An 18,185-nucleotide genomic window follows, 5' to 3' on the forward strand; every position below is an offset into this window, starting at 1 on the left:
CAAAATTAACAACTGTAAAGCAACAAGCAGCCAGGGAAATATGCAAAATCTATGCAGATTAGTGTATCTGAGTGTGGCTGCATGGGAAAATCTGTTTTCTATAGCTCTCCTAAAACAATACTATGACTGAACACACAGACTCCGAATTCCGCATCGAACGCGATTCGATGGGCGATCGCCAAATTGCTAGTAGCGCTTATTACGGCATTCAAACGCTGAGGGCAATCGAAAACTTCCCCATTAGCGGCATTAAGCCTTTAGATACTTACGTAGATGCTGGATTGATAATTAAAAAAGCTACAGCAATTGTAAATGGCGAACTAAATTGTATTCCCCAAGATATTAGTCAGGCGATTGTCCAAGCAACTGATGAAATCTTAGCTGGGAAGTTCCGAGATCAATTTGTTGTGGATGTTTATCAGGCGGGTGCTGGAACATCCCACCACATGAATGTCAACGAAGTTTTAGCAAATCGCGCCTTAGAAATACTTGGTGAAGAAAAGGGCAATTATAAACGTGTTAGTCCTAATGACCACGTTAATTATGGACAGTCTACCAATGATGTGATTCCGACTGCAATTCGCATTGGTGGATTATTGGCATTATCTAAGACATTGCACCCAGCAATAGATAGTGCGATCGCATCTTTAGAAAACAAAGCTGTAGAATTTCAAGATATCGTCAAATCTGGCAGAACCCACTTACAAGACGCTGTACCCGTGCGTTTGGGTGAAAATTTTCGGGCTTGGGCGCAAATTCTGACAGAACATCAAAACCGGATTTACACCGCCTCTGGTGATTTGATGGTGCTAGGTTTGGGAGGTAGTGCAGCCGGAACAGGATTAAATACTCATCCTCTGTATCGCGCCCGTGTGGTAGAAGTTCTTTCAGAATTGATTGATACTCCTTTAGAACCTGCGCCTCATCTCATGGCAGCTATGCAGAGTATGGCACCATTTGTAAATGTTTCTGGTGCTTTACGCAACTTAGCCCAGGATTTAGTCAAAATATCTCACGATTTGCGATTGATGGATTCAGGCCCAAAAACCGGCTTGAAAGAGATTCAACTCCCCCCAGTGCAACCCGGTTCCTCGATTATGCCAGGGAAGTATAACCCAGTGATGGCAGAGATGACATCAATGGTATGTTTTCAGGTGATGGGTTACGACAGTGCGATCGCTTTAGCCGCACAAGCCGGACAATTAGAATTAAATGTGATGATGCCACTGATTGCTTATAACCTAATTCACAGCATCGAAATCCTCGGTAATACCATCGCCGCCCTAACTAAATCTTGCATCCCGGGAATTACAGCTAACAAAGAGCGTTGTTTAGCTTATGCCGAAGGCAGTTTAGCTTTAGTAACCGCACTAAATACCCACATCGGTTATTTAAATGCCGCAGCTGTGGCTAAAGAATCTTTAGAAACTGGTAAATCCCTACGCCAAATCGTTCTAGAACGAGGATTGATGAGTGAAACAGACTTAGCCACAGTGTTAAATCTAGAACAAATGAGTGGTATCTTACCCCTGAAGACAGAATAATAAGAGTGCTGAGTGCTGAGTGCTGAGTTAGGAGTTAAGAGTAGAGACGCGAAAAATCTTTGTCTGTACAAGAGTTAGGAGTTTTGTTTATCTCCTTGTCCCCTCATCTCCCTTTTCTCCCTCATCCCCCTCAGTCCTCAGTCCCCAGTCCTCAGTCCCTAATCCCTATCTACTATGCAGACTCAAAAACCATCCGTCAGTCTCATTCGGGCTACATCCTACGAACGAGAGGCTTTACGAGAATCCTTAGTCACCCTCCTAGAACCTTTTGGAGGAATGGCAGCGTTTGTGAAAAAAGGCGATCGCGTTTTACTAAAACCAAATCTACTTACAGGCTCGCGTCCTGGTAAAGAGTGTATCACCCGTGCCGAACTAGTTTACCAAGTTGCCCAGATGGTAATTGAGGTTGGCGGTAAGCCATTTTTGGGTGATAGTCCGGCTTTTGGCAGTGCTAAGGGCGTAGCAGTAGCAAATGGCTATCTGCCTATTTTAGAAGAACTCAATCTTCCCATCATCGATTTTCACGGTCAGCGTTACCAAACCGTTAGCGACAATTTTAACCATCTGCGCCTGTCTAAAGAAGCAATGGAAGCAGATGTAGTGATTAACTTACCGAAAGTGAAATCACACATGCAGTTAACATTAACACTGGGCGTAAAAAACTTATTTGGTTGCGTCCCTGGCAAAATGAAAGCTTGGTGGCACATGGAAGCCGGAAAAGACGCGAATAGATTTGGTGAAATGTTAGTAGAAACTGCCAGGGCAATTAACCCTAACTTAACCATATTAGATGGCATTATCGGTCATCAAGGTAATGGCCCCAGCAACGGGGAACCTCGCCAACTGGGAATTTTAGCAGCCGCATCAGATATATTTGCCTTAGATCGGGCAATGGTAGAAATCCTCAATGTTTCTCCTGAACAAGTACCCACAGTTGCAGCTTCCCAAAGGCTAGGGGTTTGTCCAGAACTTAATGCCATAGAGTTTCCGCATTTAAATCCTGAATTATTAAAAATAGAAGATTGGCAACTACCAGACAATTTGATCCCCATCGATTTTGGTATGCCCCGCGTAATTAAGTCTACGTTTAAACATCTTTACACCCGATTCATCAAGGAACCAATGAGTGTTTATGGGAGGGAGTGAGGGAGACAAGGGAGACAAGGGAGACAAGGAGATAAACAAAACTCCTAACTCTTGTAGAGACGCAATTAATCGCGTCTCTACTCTTAACTCCTAACTCAGCACTCCTAACGCCCAATGCCCCAAAAAATTTAATGCAAACTTCGTTACAGCAATTTAATTTATTAGGAGAGTAATCTGTAATTACCCTCCGATTGCTTAACCAGACCGCCCTATTATAGTTAGTGGCGGTTTTTTTAGCTGATTAATTTGTTACACCGTTTCTCGTTTTAGATTTTGATTATCCAAAAAGTTACACGGATTTAGATCGTTTTTTACTCTACCTATATATAGATTGACAAAATTGCTATGTATTGGATAGATTTGATAATTTAAATTATGAAATATTTCTCTAGTGGTACTACTGAATCCACGCTGCACAACAGAGTTGATGTACCTGTATTTATTCAGTAGTCATAATTGGTGATAAAAATTATTCCTACCTATTTTTTCTCTGGTGTCCAATGTTTTTGTGTATAACCACCGGATAAAAATCTCAAATACTGACTATTTTTCAGTACTTTTGCGGTTTTGTGTCCTGTATCACAAATTAGTAATTCCAGTAAAATGACCTTATCAAAGGCATTTTAGGATGTTATAATCATGAAGTATCGGACAAATAGATTTTGCTAATTAATCTTTAAGCAGCGAAAAAATGTTGTTTATGATGCTGTTAAAGTTGGCTTTGCGTATGCGAACCGTTACACCATACAGGGAAACATCTGAAAATATTAATCGCAAAATAAAACATGATTTGTTTTGCAACCTAGTGCTAAGAATTCCATGTATAAAAACGCTATTATGACAGTTTTAAAACTGGTTTAGCTTGTAGAATGCTATACATTCTAAAGTTTAAAAATAGCTAAAATAGCCTCAAGACTCTCACTCAGAGAGTAGACCTACACAGTGTACAGTGTTACGAAGAACTTCAATTTTGTATGAATTCAAATAGCCAGTCTGCCAATTCTACCGACACATATTCCCAACGTTTGGCAGACATTGTGGGAACTGCGATCGCTCTGTTGACTCTTACCCTACCCGTATTTGTCATCGCCCACTATTCTTCAACTAATGTTCAAAATAACCAGCAACCCCTAGTTCAAAACCTCAAAGGAAGTCAAGATTGATAAAGCTTCCCATTCATATCATATTTCACCAGCAGAAAAGAGCTACAATCCATAATACTGTAGATGTGAACGCCAAGTAAAACCAAACGATCTGGAAGATTTATTTTAGCAGCCAATGTCTTCGATGCCGAAGAACTTAGCGATGACAATTTTTCTTTTGAATACTAAAAGGACGTTTTAAAAATCCCTAAAGGTATAACTTTGTAGTCTGCGCTGGATTAAGTACAACGCCAAATCAAGATTTTTGCTATGTAATGATACCATTTCTCTATGAAGCTGCACATTATTTTGATCCCTGCCACCTCTCCTTAGCAAAGGGAAGTGCCGGAGGCGGCAGGTTCTTTCTATGCGTCTTCATCAATAAATAGTATGAGATGCTTTGCTGTATTAACTATGAGAGCAAAAGACTCTTTTAAAGATCGAAAACTATATAGCTGTTTTCGATAATTACTACCTGGAATATAGAACCCTAGTTTGTCTTTCAAGATGTTCTTTAATACTTACACACACAAATCTGCATACAATAAAGGAGTTGAATTATGTTAAATATTGCCCAGGAAACCAAAGAGCAACTAAAAAAAATCCTTATAAAAACAGAGTTGTATGATAAGTATTATCAACAGTCTTATTGGCATAAATTATATATTTCTCTTTTTAGACAAGATTTGGTAAGAAAGAGACAAGCAAGTTTTGCAATTTAATCAAAGTATTTTAGCTTCCGATAGTCTTGTATTTGATATAGGAGCAAATGTTGGATATAAAGCAGATGTTTATTTAAAGATAGGATGTAAAGTCATAGCTGTAGATCCCGATCCTAGAAATATAAAAATCTTAAAAAGGGTATTTAATAACAATAAACAAATAACCATAGTTGAAAAAGCAGTAAGTAGTAAAATTGGGGCAGAAAAAATTTATATATCAGAGAAAAATTCTGCCTTAACTACTTTCAGTACCAAGTGGAAATCATTCTTAGAAACTCAAAAGGATAGAAAATTATCTCAATTTTCTGCTAGCCTACAAACTTATGAAGTACCCACTACTACCCTTGATTCTTTAATCGATCAGTTTGGGACTCCAGAATACATAAAAATTGATGTCGAAGGATATGAACTAGAGGCATTGAAAGGATTGTCTCATCCAATAAAATTAATTAGTATAGAGGCTAATCTGCCAGAATTTAGCGAAGAAACAATTAATGGTGTTTTGCATTTATTTGAAATAGAAAATAAGTGCCTATTTAATTATGTTTTAAATGATACTAAAAATTTTGAACTCGATACTTGGTTAGACTATAGAGGAATAATTGACTTTCTCAAAAATACCAATTTAAGGTATATGGAGATTTATTGCAAAATGGAATAATTGTTTGTTAAATATTTTAAGTAATGGATTATGGGGCGATCGCCAACCATAGTGGTTTTCACTTAAGTGAGGTACAACAACCCCACCCCCAGCTCCTAAAAGCAAGCTAGGAGGGAACTATTAATAGAGCAAATGAATACTTTGAGAAGAGATCCACATATTGCCCTAAAATTCTACACGGGGAGCGAAGTTGACTGAGTGCCCCCATGATATGTTATCAGAGGAGTTTTTTGTGGACTTATCTCGTATTCCTGCCCAACCGAAACCGGGTCTAATCAACGTTCTGATTGAAATTACTGGCGGAAGTAAAAATAAATACGAATATGACAAGGGACTAGAAGCTTTTGCTCTAGACCGAGTACTTTCTTCCTCGGTACAATATCCCTATGACTACGGCTTTGTACCCAATACTTTGGCTGAAGATGGCGATCCCCTAGATGGTATGGTCATAATTGACGAGCCGACCTTTCCAGGCTGCGTTATTGCTGCGCGACCGATTGGCTTCTTAGAGATGATTGATGGTGGCGATCGCGATGAAAAAATCCTTTGTGTTCCTGACAAAGATCCGCGCTACACTCAAGTAAAATCCCTGAGAGACGTAGCGCCACATCGCTTAGAAGAAATTGCCGAATTTTTCCGTAGTTATAAAAATCTGGAAAAAAAGGTGACTGAAATTCTCGGTTGGCAAGATGTAGACAAGGTTGCAGCAATAGTTGAAAAATCCGTCAAAGCTTATAGAGGATAATAGAGGAGTTAGGAGTTAAGAGTTATGAATTTTTATTCCTAACTCCCGTACAGACGCGATTAATCGCGTCTGTACTCATAACTTTCGCTTGTTACGGATCGCAAAAACTGCCACCAAACCCAAATCAGAATGCAGCGTACTATCCTTTTGGCAAAAATTCATAACTGCACCCTCACAGGGGCGAATATCAACTACGTGGGTAGTATCAGCATTGATGAAATCCTTTTAGAAAAAGCTGGTATCTTACCTTATGAACAGGTGCAAGTAGTTAATAGTGCCAACGGTCAGCGCTTTATTACCTATGCGATCCCCGCTCCAGCCCATTCAGGAATCATTGAATTAAATGGAGGTGCGGCACGTCTAGGCATTATTGGCGATCGCTTGATTATAATGACTTACGGGCAGTTCACTCCAGAAGAGTTAAAAAGTTACTCTCCTACGGTAGTCATTGTAGACGAAAAAAACAGGCTGTTGGAAGTGCGGCGCTACGATGACCTGCTCAGTAAGGTCTAATTTCAAGAAAAATGTCAAATTTTGAGTTTTCGAGTTCCCAAGGCTACATACCTGAAAAGTCAGCTACCCTGCCAATTAATCCAGCAGGTGAATTTCTCGTGCAATTCTGGGGTGTCAGAGGTTTAATTCCTACCCCAAGTATCGACACCAACCGTTATGGTGGTAATACCGCTTGTGTAGAAATGCAGGTAGCTGGGAAACGCTTAATTTTCGATGGCGGTACTGGCTTACGCATACTGGGTAAAACTTGGCAAGAACTACAACAGCCATTAGAAGCCCATTTATTTTTTACCAACTGCCAATCAAACAGAATTCAAGGGTTTCCCTTTTTTGCTCCCGCATTTATTGGGGAAAATAGTTTCCATATTTACGGCACAGCTGCATCAAATGGAGCCTCAATCAAACAATGTCTGTACGATCAGATGCTCCAGCCACACTTTCCTTACCCTTTACAGGTAATGCAATCAGAATTGCAGTTTTACAATTTGACTCCAGAAAGTGACCTGAAGTTAGATGATGTCACCATTACAACTGCATTAATTAATCAAACTCAGCGATCGGTTGGCTACCGAGTTACTTGGCAAGAATATAGTGTTGCCTACATCACAGATTTGCACCAGAATGCCGAGCAAGTGGAGCAAGAGCGGATTTTAGAGTTTATTAAAGGCGTTGACTTGCTGATTGCTAATGCCACTTACACTCCGCCGACATCTCACAACCATGATTCTGCTGATTTGCTTTGGCAAGCTGCGGTAAATGCTGCTCTGAGTGCTGGCGTTAAACGGCTAGCCATTTCTCATCATCACCCAGATGACCATGATGATTTTCTTGACGAGGTTCAAGTCGATATTAAATCTGCTTTTCCTCAAGCCATACTAGCCCATGAAGGTCTAGTATTAACTGTTAAGTGATTTAGAGTCGCTATAGCGATCGCCTAAGTTATGTTTAGGGTCATAGCCCTGACTGGGGAAGGAAGTTTCGCAGCACTGGTAGCCCTAAACCTTTACTACAAGTGATTGGCAGCCTTTATAAAAAAGCCGTTTTACCTGTTTTTCTGAGATCAGGCAGGCTTTTTTTTTCAGAGTATATGCTCTACTCTGTACAAACTAAACCCAAATTACACAGATATCGGCTCAATCCTAAAAAAGCTCAACGTTATATCAATATATATAATCAGTAATTACAGGTAATGGCTCGTAATAAAAAACTGATTGTAAATTTTTTTATCTATAGCGATTAATACCAATTTTGAGCATGGTAATATTATCTACAAAATGCACTTTTGAGCCTCGATAATTAAATTCTAGTGACTTTCAAAGAGTTGAAATTTAAACTCAATTTTCGATGATAGTTTTTGAATTGCAAATATTTATAAGAACTTGAAAGACCCCAAGTGCTTATAAATGGCTGTCAGACATGAGAAATTTCACCAAGAGCATCTAATAAAATCTTATGTGGTATTAAACCGATAGCTGATTTCGGTGACTTACATACCTCAATTCAAATGAAAAGCTAGTAAAGCTTCTCAAAAACTTTTCGGTCTACTGAAGTAGAAAATATACCAAATCCCCACACTCTGGGGGAAATCAATTGAAAGGAAACCTTATAGAATGATTACTAACTCCAAAGCCTTTTTGACTTTGACGTTTGCTATGTCCATCGGGTTTACCTTGACGGATTCCGTCATCCAGGTGGCGTCGGCAAAGTTCGTTAGCGTTCCGTCTAACTACGTCTACGACACGAGCGGGCGATCAGGACCCGTCGCCCGTCACGACTACTGCACTAATTCGCCCGACGAGTTCCCGAACCCGTTTGGCGGGAATGCCGACTTCCGCGGTCCGTGCGCCCGTCACGACCTGTGCTACGACAGCCCGACGGACAAGAAGGTATGCGACGTGCGCCTCCTTCAGGACATGCGTAAGAACTGCGCGGACAAATACAGTGCCTTCAATCCGGTTCGCTCTGCTTGCTACGATACGGCGAAAATCTATTTCGCGGCTGTCGTCGTCGCGTCCTAAATCGAGTGAACTTTCTGACGGGAGCAACGCGATTTTGTGAGATCGGGTGAAAAAGGTGCGATCGCAGTTTCTATTCAAAGAGGATGTTTGAAAAGTCTAAATTGTTACTCGCCTTAGCTACTGGAAGTCGCGGCTACACGAGACTTTACCCACCTTCGTAGGTTAAAAACCTTTATAGACTACACGCGCTTTGGACACAGCAATGCTGTGCCCTTACTATTCCACACAATTAAAATCGGCTATATTGACCCTACGAAGCATTTTGCAACTCGGCTGTGCGGATTGAAAGCTGCTCTGTCTTATTACCCCGTTGCACTTTTACCTGTAATACTTGACCAAGGCGACTGTCTTCCACAAAATTCTGCAATTGTTCAGCACTGGTAACAGCTTTACCATCAACTTGTAGAATTACATCTCCGCGCCGGATACCCGCAGATGCAGCTGGAGAATTGGGGACAACTCGCATGACAAAAACACCATTGATTTCTGGTATCTGAATCGGAGAGTTGGGATCGGTGTTATTTTGCTTGGCGAGATCGGGTGTCAAAGTTAGCATTTGCACGCCCAAATAGGGGTGAGCAACCTTGCCATCACGTTGCAATTGGGCGGCGATCGCTTTAGCTTTATCAATAGGAATGGCAAACCCAATACCCATTGCATCAGGGCGAATGGCTGTGTTAATACCAATCACTTCACCTTGACCATTCAATAGTGGCCCGCCAGAGTTACCAGGGTTAATAGCAGCGTCTGTCTGAATGAAGTCTAAACGTTTGTCACGAATGCCCACTTGGGCGCTGGAACGTTTGAGGGTACTGATAATTCCCAAGGTAACGGTGTTATCGAATCCTAAAGGATTACCAACTGCGATCGCCCAGTCTCCTACTTGGACATTACTGGAAGAACCCAAGGGTGCTACCGGTAAATCTTTACCAGCGTTAATCTTGACTACTGCCAAATCTGTAACTTCATCAATACCCTGAACTTTCCCTTCAAAGGTGCGCCCATCTTTGAGCCGGACTGTTACTTTATCAGCCTTATCGACCACATGAGCATTAGTCAAAACTAAGCCGCTCTTGTCAATAATGAAACCTGAGCCTAAACCGCGTAACTGCTCAGAAGGCGGCATTTGTTGAGAGAAACCGTCACCAAAAAACCGCCGTAAAAAGGGGTCTTCTAAAAATGGATCGACGCGACGAGCAATTGTCCGCTCAGTATCAATACGGACAACTGCTGAACCAACACGATTCACTGCTGCGGTGACAAAGCTACTGCTACCGATCGCAGCACTGGTTGGCGATTGTCGTTGAGCAATTAGATTTAAAGTATCTCCAGCAGTTATTTTGGGTGCTGGTTCGGCTTGGGAGGGTAACACCTGCAATGTGCTAACCGCTAGCAGAACTCCTAGCGCGATCGCTAAAACATGAGTACTTAGTTGCCGTAAAGACCGAGATAATTTGGGAAATCGCATAATCACAACCTAATTTATAAGCTTAATTGTTGCTTAGTCGTGAAAAATCTATTTACAGTTATTTTTACTTCAGGTTTCGCTTACTCTTCCCAATACTGGGGTTAGGGCATTTTGCGAACTACCTGTAATCAACTTAATAGAAAATTTAACCCAAAAGCTATTATGGACATTTACCCTTTACAAGTTCGGTTTTTACCCATCAATAAAACTTTTGGATTGCCGCTCAGACTGTCTGTTCTAACCGTAGACTATGGATGAACTAACTTTTGTATAAAATTTCATTGCGATTAGTCGCGCCTAGCTGGGGTAAAGAGTTGATGGCTGAGTGGGGAGTCAGGGCAATAGGAACGGTTAGAGGTAGTTGTAATTGTTTGACAACACTTTGTAAGAGTTGATCTTGTCCAGTACGGAAACCCCAGACATTTGTCCCACGGTTGATAATAGCAAACCAAACCAAACCGCGATCGCGTGTGGGCATCACTCCCGCTAAAGCGCTCACATCCCGGAGAGTCCCAGTTTTGATCACAGTCGCTAGGGGAATGTGTCTAGTGTGTAGTGTCCCCCGGTGATCGAATCCAGACATGGGGAACAAATCAGCCAGATTCAGCTGATGGGCAGATGCTTCAGCTTGAATAGCCATAAACATCGCACAAACAGCCCTGGGGGAAATGCGATTTTCCGGCCCCAATCCAGAACCATTGATTAACTGAATTTCTACTTGTGGCACTCTAGCAAGATTAGCAGCAGTTGATTGGACTACAGTTGCTCCCCCTACTGAGTCTGCCAGCATCTCTGCCATATCGTTGTTACTGTAAACGTTCATTTCCTTGAGCAGTTGCTTCAAGGGCAATGAGCGATGACGCAGTAACAAAGTTTGTTGGGGGTTTACTTGCGCCTCAACTTTCACTCCACCCGCAATGAGAACTTGCGGCTTGGGCGTTCCCTTGGGCATGATTGAGTGTGTATAAATAGCGGGGCGACCCCAAGTCGCACGATTTAGCGTTTGCTTGAGCATCAGACCAGCTAGCATCGGCTGACGTTGGAAATTCATGGCAAAATTGCCAGTAATAATTAAATTCCCTTTTACTTGCTTGATGCCCATTTGATTGAGAGTATTACCAAGAGCGATCGCTTCTTCCCAAACAAACAAAGGATCGCCACGGCCATCAATGATCAAATCGCCCTGCACAACTCCATTTACCACAGGCCCAGTGACGCTGACCAAAGTATCAAATTGGTAATCTGGCCCCCAAGTTTTCAAAGCAACTAGAGAAGTGGCAATTTTGGTTAAAGAAGCAGCCGGTAGAGGTGTCGTACCTTGGTGATTTGCCATCAGCATTGGCCCCGACTGCATCCAAATCCCCTGACTCTCAGCCAGATTTTGCGCCACCACTTTTGATGTGATCAGCTTTTTCAGATATTCCTGTACAGTAGTCGCCCCAGTTGGATTTGGATCGGGGGCAAGAACTAAGCCAGGACTACTTTGCCAAGTTAGTGCATCTAAAGCATCTAGAGGTTTGATTTGTACCCCAGCCATTTCCAGCCAAAGCGACACCAAACCTGAACCCAATAATTCCAGCATTTTTTATTCCTCTGTCAGGATTTGAAACGTTGTTTACTGTGCTAATATACAAGTCTTTTTACGAGAATCAGTATTGAGCCATAATAACTGGTGTTTTTCTCATCTGTAAGTAGGGAAGTAGGGTAAATCATATTACGGGACTTAAACATTTTTGAGGCACAAACAAGCCTCAACCCCATACAGGGCAAGGAAAATACACCAAATGCTCAAAAATGCTTGAAACCCAGATATATCAAGAAACTAGGCAAAACGATGTCAAGGTCTCTTTGCATATAGATTTGAGGCTTTTTTCTGGCTACTTTTTGTCTAAGTCCCATTAATTGGATATTTTTTTATTTGGAAGTCCCTAAGAGTAGAGACGCGATTAATCGGGTCTCTACAAGAGTTAGGAGTTTTGTTTATCTCCTTGTCCGGTCATTTCCCTCATTTCCCTCATCTTCCTCATCTCCCCTTGCTCTCAGTCCCTAATACAGATAAGGATTCGTCTTCGGTTGGTAGTCAGAACAATCGATCGCTTCTTCTGTATTGGCAATAGATGGGCGTACAGTACATTTAAGACGGTAATTATCGGTAAAATATTGGCAACCAGTACAGGGGATTTGATGCATAAGTTTGGCTGTAGTTACACTATCTCGCGCCGCCGCCCAAATACTCAAAATAACGAGAATAATTACTGTCCAAGCAACAATAAAGCAAATCGGGACTAACAAAGGTTGAATCCCATGAATGAGAAAAGATATCAGTTTAAACACTGTATGTCCTGATACAAATTAGGAATTAGAAGTATATTAACTCCTAATTCCTGCAATCCTCACCCCCCGCTCACAATACCTACCATTAGAGTACATTGTTCGCGTTAGCGTCTGTCTGCGACACGCTGCGCGAACGCAGAGAAGGTGGGGACTTCCGCGACACGTTAAACGCCAGCATGACCCAAGGCTAAACCTGTTACCAACATTCCCAGAACCAGGAAAGGTTGGGCGCTGGCTTGGTATTTAACATCGTTCTTCACAGGATCGCGCAAGAAATACATATCCTGTAAGGTAATTTGCGGGATGATTAACAATACTAGTATTGCTGCATACAAATTCTCGTGGATGCTGACAAGATAAGCTGCAATCAATCCTTGAAAGATATCTATTGTCACTACGCAAATCCAAGAGGCGGTGGTGATGCCAAACATTACAGGTAGTGAATTTAATCCTAGCTGGCGATCGCCTTCCACACTCTTAAAATCATTGACAATGGCAATGCCCAATCCAGCCAAGCTGTAGAACATTGTCAAAATCACAATTGTGGAATTGAGATCGCCAAACAAAGCGTGTCCTGTAGACCAAGGTAGGGTAATGTAACTTGCACCCAAGGCGTAGCTACCTAGCCAGCCGTTTTGTTTGAGTTTCAGGGGAGGTGCAGAATAAATGTAGGCGATGAAAGAACCGATAATTGCGATCGCTGTAATTGTCGGGAATTCATGACCAGACCACACATCTAGCACAAACGCCAAACCATAGCCAGCAATCAGTAATACCCAAATCTGAATAATTACCTGGGGTAGGGGAATTGCCCCAGAGGGGATCGGGCGATAGGGTTCATTAATGGCATCGATTTCGCGATCGTAGTAATCATTGAGGATCTGGGTGTAACCTGTCATCAACGGCCCTGCCAGCAGCATACAGGTTAATACCTTCAACACATTTTCCAGCGTCCAAGTATAGTTACCAGAAGAAGCCGCACCACAGACTACGCCCCAAATTAGGGGAATCCAGGTAATCGGCTTCATTAACTGCAAACGAATTTTCCAAATTGAAGTTTCCCCAGCAGATGCACCTTTCATCCCCAGCAACTGCCTAGTTTTCGCATTGCGATCGTTAGATGCTATAGCTTGTTCGCTGGGATTATTTGCTACTGAGTCTATAGCCTCAGTTGGGTTAGGGTCTGGGGTAATGGGAGTTGATTCTGACATAAGGTTTATTAATGAGTTAGAAGTTAGAAGTTAGGAGTTATGAATTAGTTAGTTAGGAGTTAGAAGCTATTACTTATTTATTTTTATTCCTAACTCCTCACTTTTAACTCCTAACTTTGTTCCTAACTAACTTAAAACGAAATTATCAAATAATTATTTTGAAATTTTGCTCCAGCAACAGGTCTACCACTCAGAGCCGGGGGTAAGGGAATATTGCGCCGTTGATCTCCTGCTTCTACTGTGACTTCTGGCCCATATTGAGTTAGCTTGACCTGTTTTTTGTCAAATCCTGGCAAAAATAAGCGTACTTGACGATTGTGGACGTTTATTTCAATGGGTTTGGGAGCTTGTAGAGCTTGTGCTTCAAAGTTGGGTAGAGCATCTATCAGTGGTTGCCAGTCACCTGTGGGCGAGTCGGGAATGACGCTCACAGGTAGGGGTATAAATTCCTCTGATAGATTGACATTTGTCTCACTAGACACAAGGAAAACACCACCGACAGTTAAACCAATTTGTTGAGCGCTACCCCATAAATAACGAGCATTTGCTACCTCTATGGGATCTCCTGTGGTCACTAAGAAAGCAGCGAGACGCTTGGGATCGGCAAGAGCGGCTCTCCCTTTTTCTAAGAAATTATTGACTTGATTAGTGGGACCTGCAAAGTTGTCTGCTGTCCAGTTGATATTGAAAAAACTGCTAATTAACGGTTGAATCAAAGGTGATTCTGTAATCGTCTTCCCTAAATCGGAGTTGACAAATAATTGCCGAAATCGCCGGACATACCAACTCAGAGATTCTGGCAAACCCAACATCCGCAACGTTAAAGAGTCACCCGTGCCATCGTAGACGATCGCATCATATTTGCCACTGGCATCATATTCGCGGATAGCATTCAGTGCCAGGGCGTTGTCCATCCCCGGCAATACTACCAGTTCTTGACCAAAAACGTCTTTGAAGATGGGTGTGCGAAGATATTGCGCCTCCAGTTTCTTCACTTCGTCCCAGTTGCGCTCTAGTAGTACAGATGCTTGAAACTGGACTACTTGCAAATTGGGAGCGATTTCCTGGGGATCGGCAGTAATGGGAGTACCCAGCAGGATTTGCAATGTTGGTTCTGCTTGTCCTGCTAGGAGTACGCGCTTGCCTTGACTTGCCAATAATTTGGCGGCGGCGATCGCAATTTTGGTACGAGCGGTGCCGCCTTTGCCCAAAAATGTCAATATTAGAGCCATTAGTTGATTCCTATTTTCACCGCCGATCTTTTCAACTCCAACTTAGCACTCAATAAAGACTCTCAGCCTGTGCTAGAAATTTCAGATGCCAAGAAAAACCCGCATCTAAGTTCTTTAACTACTACACCGGTTTGATTTCATCTTCAAAAAACCAAGTGGAATAATTATCATCAAACAGCACAACTACACCGATCCCACCACCGTCGGTGACTTTGTAGCCTTTGATGATGCCCACTTGTCCGAGTTTTTTTACAACTGGGGGAGAAACGCGATCGCGCAAACGATAGACTTTAACCTTTTGTCCGATTTCCATGCCTGATTACAATTCAGATAAACCAAGTCTCAGTGTAGCGGAAACCGTGACTCTGCTCTCACAAATTCAGGGGAGATTAGGAACTGGAGAATATAAAGGAGAATAGTAAATGACTAATGACTTCTGAGGTTCAATGATGGTTATAACAAGAATAACTGCGATCGCTGGCGGAAAATTCGTCTAGACGCAAAGCTGCTTGTCGTCAAAATCGGAGAGAGTTGTTTCAGATAGCTTGAATTCAGGAACAAAGGTAGTAGTCATGTATCAAACAGATCCACCCCGTCCGCCACAAGAAACAATGCCTACGATGTATGATTTACCCAGTGAATTAGTGGGGGAATCAGGTTTGCCAGATGAATTTCACCGGATTCAGGCAGATTTGCTCAGTGAGACTTGTCAGCCTCTTGCTTATCCATCTGAGGAAATTTTGCTTGCTAGCGACTTAAATCTTTACTACGATCCCCGCCATCCTTTATGGTATAAGCGTCCTGATTGGTACATGGTTTTAGGATTACCTAGTGCTAGCCAACAGCAAGACCTACGCTTAAGTTACGTCATTTGGCAAGAAGGAATTGATCCATTTTTAGTAGTTGAATTACTTTCACCTGGTACAGAACAAGAAGACTTAGGAAAAACACTGCGGGAAGTAAACCGACCCCCAACGAAGTGGGAAGTATATGAACAGATTTTACGGGTTCCCTACTACGTTATCTACGATCGCTATGAAAATAATTTACGTGCCTTTAAGGTCAATGGCACTCGTTACGAAGCAATATCTTTACCAGAGAACCGCCTATGGTTAGAAGAGTTAGAGCTAGGATTGGGTCTTTGGCAAGGTAGTTATCAGCAGACAACAGGTTTGTGGTTGCGTTGGTATAATTCTGCGGGTTGGGTGCCGACTCGAAGAGAACAAGCTGAACAGGAACGCCAACGGGCTGAACAGGAACGCCAACTGGCTGAACAGGAACGCCAACTGGCTGAACAGGAACATCAACGGGCTGAACAGGAACGCCAACTGGCTGAACAGGAACATCAACGGGCTGAACAGGAACATCAACGGGCTGAACAGGAACGCCAACGGGCTGATCGATTAGCAGAGTATTTGCGATCGCAAGGAATTGATCCAGATAACTTGAGTTAAGCAAAAACTCGCATCCTTAACAAAGAGGAGCCTGGCAAACAGACGTTATATTTGTAGTAAAAATACACTTGACAATATCCTATTTATTGTATAATCGCCAAGATAATTTGGATAAAATTTTCTAGTGATGATAGATTCTAAAAGCACTGAAGAGATTTCCAACAAGTAAATTATCCAATCTTGTGAGGTGGGCATCCTACCTACCTACGTTTAACCAAAGGCGGGTAAGATACGCACCTCACAAGAAGTAGTTGGATATTTTTTCTATTTGAAAGTCCCTGAAAAAGGAACTTTCATAAATATAATAGGCTTCAGTGAGAGCAATTAGGTAAGCGAGGAAGCAAAAATTGTTATCGACAATGCGGGGAGTTGTACGTAAGGTAGGGGGATTGAGGCGCATCTTGCCCATAGATGAACAGTTGTGGGTGAAGTTCGACTTACTGAGAACTCTAGTACGCCGAGATTTAGAGGCACGTTACAAGGGTTCTGTTTTAGGTAACTTGTGGCCTTTGCTTAATCAGTTATCACAGTTACTGATTTATACTTATGTGTTTTCTACCGTACTGAAGGTGAAGCTGACTACTCTCAAGGGTTTACCAGCAAACGATTTCACCTTTGGTTTATGGTTATTTGCAGGGTTACTTCCTTGGATTGCTTTTACAGGTGGTCTAATGCAGTCCTCTAATTCGGTATTAGGACAAGCAAATCTAGTTAAGAAGGTGGTATTTCCTCTAGCTTTATTACCCATAGTGCCAGTTTTGTCAACATTCATTGAGAGTTCCTTTGGTTTAATGGCATTGATTTTTTTTGTAGCGATCAATGCTCATACTTTACATCCTACCTTGGCGCTATTACCCTTGATCTGGCTAACACAGCTATTGCTAACAGCAGGGTTGGGCTATTTAGCCGCAGGACTAACGGTGTTTTTGCGAGATATACCGCAGAGTTTAGGAGTGATTTTAAATATTTGGTTTTATGCGACACCGCTTGTCTATCCAGCATCAGCAATTCCAGAGCAATGGCGGAATTTGGTATTCTGGTTAAATCCAATGGCAGCGATCGCAGAAGTTTATCGTGACATAGTTTTAGTTGGAGAGGTTCAACATTGGTGTGAATGGGGAGTTGCTTTTGCGATCGCAACAATTATATTTTGTTTTGGCTTTACAGTCTACAAGCGTTTGCGTCCAGCTTTTGCAGATGTTTTGTAGCCAGGTTTGATTATTGTGCTTTTAAAACAAGCAAATGCTAATGTTACCTGTATAGTAAATAGATAACGATCTGATTTGATAAAAAGCCAAAATTTTAATGACCTAATTAATTGTTAATTGATAAAGTTTTAGCGTGTGAAATTCTTTAGTAGTTTAAATATGCGGTGTTATGGGTGAGGAGATTGCAATTTCCCTGAAGAATATCTCAAAGAGCTATAAGCGCTATGCTCGTCCGGTAGATAGGCTAAAAGAAATTTTACTACCTGGTAAGAGCCATGCTCAAGAGTTTTGGGCGTTAAATAATATTAACTTGGAGATTCCTAAAGGAGAGACACTAGGAATTATTGGTCAAAATGGTTCTGGTAAAAGTACATTGCTACAAATCATTGCTAGAACCTTGACACCAACCATAGGAGAGGTATGGGTTCACGGCAGAGTTTCAGCTTTACTAGAACTAGGTAGCGGATTTAATCCTGAATTTACAGGCAGACAAAATGTATTTTTTAATGGACAGATTTTAGGATTAACCCGAGCAGAAATAGAAGCAAAGTTTGACAAAATTGCTTCCTTTGCTGAAATTGGCGATTTTATGGAACAGCCAGTCAAAACATACTCTAGCGGTATGTTTGTTCGTTTAGCATTTTCAGTAGCAATTAATGTTAACCCAGAAGTTTTAATTGTAGATGAATCTTTAGCAGTAGGTGATGGTATCTTTGTCCATCGTTGTATGGCAAAAATTAGAGATTTTCAAGATTCTGGAGGAACAATCTTATTTGTATCCCATGAT

18 protein-coding genes are annotated in these 18,185 nt (G+C 41.8%); 12 read left to right on the forward strand and 6 right to left on the reverse strand.

The genetic code is table 11. The annotated features are described in order from the left end of the window. Positions 1–122: 122 nt before the first annotated feature. The 9 genes from HWQ37_RS23515 (at position 123) to HWQ37_RS23555 (ending at position 8,491) form a co-directional block, all read left to right on the forward strand. Entirely contained in the window at positions 123–1,544 is a 1,422-nt protein-coding gene (locus HWQ37_RS23515) for an aspartate ammonia-lyase (protein ID WP_292751517.1), read from the forward strand. A gap of 174 nt (positions 1,545–1,718) precedes the next feature. Next, positions 1,719–2,690, forward strand: coding sequence for an Npun_F2552 family protein (locus tag HWQ37_RS23520; protein ID WP_292751520.1), 972 nt, complete (start codon positions 1,719–1,721; stop codon positions 2,688–2,690). Positions 2,691–3,664: 974 nt separating this feature from the next. Then, a complete protein-coding gene (locus HWQ37_RS23525) occupies positions 3,665–3,853 on the forward strand; it encodes a TLTLP motif-containing protein (protein ID WP_292751523.1) in 189 nt (62 codons plus the stop codon). Between the two features lie 539 nt (positions 3,854–4,392). Beyond that, positions 4,393–4,554 carry a hypothetical protein gene (locus HWQ37_RS23530; RefSeq protein ID WP_292751527.1) on the forward strand — a complete coding sequence of 54 codons (162 nt, stop codon included), beginning with the start codon at positions 4,393–4,395 and terminating at the stop codon, positions 4,552–4,554. Next, positions 4,544–5,215, forward strand: a complete 672-nt coding sequence (locus HWQ37_RS23535; RefSeq protein ID WP_292751530.1) for an FkbM family methyltransferase — start codon at positions 4,544–4,546, stop codon at positions 5,213–5,215. Before HWQ37_RS23530 ends, HWQ37_RS23535 begins: the two co-directional genes overlap by 11 nt. 232 nt (positions 5,216–5,447) lie before the next feature. Then, positions 5,448–5,960, forward strand: coding sequence for an inorganic diphosphatase (locus HWQ37_RS23540; RefSeq protein WP_292751532.1), 513 nt, complete (start codon positions 5,448–5,450; stop codon positions 5,958–5,960). A 129-nt stretch (positions 5,961–6,089) separates the two neighbouring features. Then, a complete protein-coding gene (panD, locus tag HWQ37_RS23545) occupies positions 6,090–6,473 on the forward strand; it encodes an aspartate 1-decarboxylase (protein ID WP_292751535.1) in 384 nt (127 codons plus the stop codon). An 11-nt stretch (positions 6,474–6,484) separates the two neighbouring features. Then, positions 6,485–7,384, forward strand: a complete 900-nt coding sequence (locus HWQ37_RS23550; RefSeq protein WP_292751538.1) for an MBL fold metallo-hydrolase — start codon at positions 6,485–6,487, stop codon at positions 7,382–7,384. 699 nt (positions 7,385–8,083) lie between these two features. Continuing rightward, positions 8,084–8,491, forward strand: coding sequence for a hypothetical protein (locus tag HWQ37_RS23555; RefSeq protein ID WP_292751541.1), 408 nt, complete (start codon positions 8,084–8,086; stop codon positions 8,489–8,491). Between the two features lie 250 nt (positions 8,492–8,741). Here the strand turns inward: HWQ37_RS23555 and HWQ37_RS23560 are convergent, their stop codons facing one another. The 6 genes from HWQ37_RS23560 to petP form a co-directional block, all read right to left on the reverse strand. Then, positions 8,742–9,959 (reverse strand): HhoA/HhoB/HtrA family serine endopeptidase, encoded by a 1,218-nt coding sequence (locus HWQ37_RS23560; protein WP_292751544.1) that lies wholly within the window; start codon positions 9,957–9,959, stop codon positions 8,742–8,744. Between the two features lie 259 nt (positions 9,960–10,218). After that, positions 10,219–11,541: a D-alanyl-D-alanine carboxypeptidase gene (locus HWQ37_RS23565; RefSeq protein ID WP_292751546.1), complete on the reverse strand. Its 1,323-nt coding sequence runs from the start codon at positions 11,539–11,541 to the stop codon at positions 10,219–10,221. 464 nt (positions 11,542–12,005) lie between these two features. Next, positions 12,006–12,293: a hypothetical protein gene (locus tag HWQ37_RS23570; RefSeq protein WP_292751549.1), complete on the reverse strand. Its 288-nt coding sequence runs from the start codon at positions 12,291–12,293 to the stop codon at positions 12,006–12,008. Positions 12,294–12,457: 164 nt separating this feature from the next. After that, positions 12,458–13,504 (reverse strand): chlorophyll synthase ChlG, encoded by a 1,047-nt coding sequence (chlG, locus tag HWQ37_RS23575; RefSeq protein WP_292751551.1) that lies wholly within the window; start codon positions 13,502–13,504, stop codon positions 12,458–12,460. Positions 13,505–13,635: 131 nt separating this feature from the next. Beyond that, a complete protein-coding gene (locus HWQ37_RS23580; protein WP_292751554.1) occupies positions 13,636–14,736 on the reverse strand; it encodes a Get3/ArsA fold putative tail anchor-mediating ATPase NosAFP in 1,101 nt (366 codons plus the stop codon). Between the two features lie 121 nt (positions 14,737–14,857). Then, positions 14,858–15,049, reverse strand: coding sequence for a cytochrome b6f subunit PetP (petP, locus tag HWQ37_RS23585; RefSeq protein ID WP_292751557.1), 192 nt, complete (start codon positions 15,047–15,049; stop codon positions 14,858–14,860). A gap of 259 nt (positions 15,050–15,308) precedes the next feature. Between petP and HWQ37_RS23590 the strand changes: the two genes are divergently transcribed. The 3 genes from HWQ37_RS23590 to HWQ37_RS23600 form a co-directional block, all read left to right on the forward strand. After that, the gene (locus HWQ37_RS23590; protein WP_292751560.1) at positions 15,309–16,190 is read left to right on the forward strand and encodes a Uma2 family endonuclease; all 882 of its coding nucleotides are present in this window, start codon (positions 15,309–15,311) and stop codon (positions 16,188–16,190) included. Positions 16,191–16,549: 359 nt separating this feature from the next. After that, a complete protein-coding gene (locus HWQ37_RS23595; protein WP_292751571.1) occupies positions 16,550–17,398 on the forward strand; it encodes an ABC transporter permease in 849 nt (282 codons plus the stop codon). Between the two features lie 169 nt (positions 17,399–17,567). Beyond that, the coding region (locus HWQ37_RS23600) for an ABC transporter ATP-binding protein (protein WP_292751562.1) at positions 17,568–18,185 on the forward strand (618 nt) is incomplete at its 3' end.

The organism is Nostoc sp. NMS4 (genome assembly GCF_017115095.1).
Lineage (GTDB): Bacteria > Cyanobacteriota > Cyanobacteriia > Cyanobacteriales > Nostocaceae > Nostoc.

Excerpts from the sequence above, each read along its gene's own strand:
- HWQ37_RS23515 (WP_292751517.1), top strand. The coding sequence starts at position 123 with ATGACTGAACACACAGACTCCGAATTCCGCATCGAACGCGATTCGATG.
- HWQ37_RS23520 (WP_292751520.1), top strand. The coding sequence starts at position 1,719 with ATGCAGACTCAAAAACCATCCGTCAGTCTCATTCGGGCTACATCCTAC.
- HWQ37_RS23525 (WP_292751523.1), top strand. The coding sequence starts at position 3,665 with ATGAATTCAAATAGCCAGTCTGCCAATTCTACCGACACATATTCCCAA.
- HWQ37_RS23530 (WP_292751527.1), top strand. The coding sequence starts at position 4,393 with ATGTTAAATATTGCCCAGGAAACCAAAGAGCAACTAAAAAAAATCCTT.
- panD (WP_292751535.1), top strand. The coding sequence starts at position 6,090 with ATGCAGCGTACTATCCTTTTGGCAAAAATTCATAACTGCACCCTCACA.
- HWQ37_RS23550 (WP_292751538.1), top strand. The coding sequence starts at position 6,485 with ATGTCAAATTTTGAGTTTTCGAGTTCCCAAGGCTACATACCTGAAAAG.
- HWQ37_RS23555 (WP_292751541.1), top strand. The coding sequence starts at position 8,084 with ATGATTACTAACTCCAAAGCCTTTTTGACTTTGACGTTTGCTATGTCC.
- HWQ37_RS23560 (WP_292751544.1), bottom strand. The coding sequence starts at position 9,959 with ATGCGATTTCCCAAATTATCTCGGTCTTTACGGCAACTAAGTACTCAT.
- HWQ37_RS23565 (WP_292751546.1), bottom strand. The coding sequence starts at position 11,541 with ATGCTGGAATTATTGGGTTCAGGTTTGGTGTCGCTTTGGCTGGAAATG.
- chlG (WP_292751551.1), bottom strand. The coding sequence starts at position 13,504 with ATGTCAGAATCAACTCCCATTACCCCAGACCCTAACCCAACTGAGGCT.
- HWQ37_RS23580 (WP_292751554.1), bottom strand. The coding sequence starts at position 14,736 with ATGGCTCTAATATTGACATTTTTGGGCAAAGGCGGCACCGCTCGTACC.
- petP (WP_292751557.1), bottom strand. The coding sequence starts at position 15,049 with ATGGAAATCGGACAAAAGGTTAAAGTCTATCGTTTGCGCGATCGCGTT.
- HWQ37_RS23590 (WP_292751560.1), top strand. The coding sequence starts at position 15,309 with ATGTATCAAACAGATCCACCCCGTCCGCCACAAGAAACAATGCCTACG.
- HWQ37_RS23595 (WP_292751571.1), top strand. The coding sequence starts at position 16,550 with ATGCGGGGAGTTGTACGTAAGGTAGGGGGATTGAGGCGCATCTTGCCC.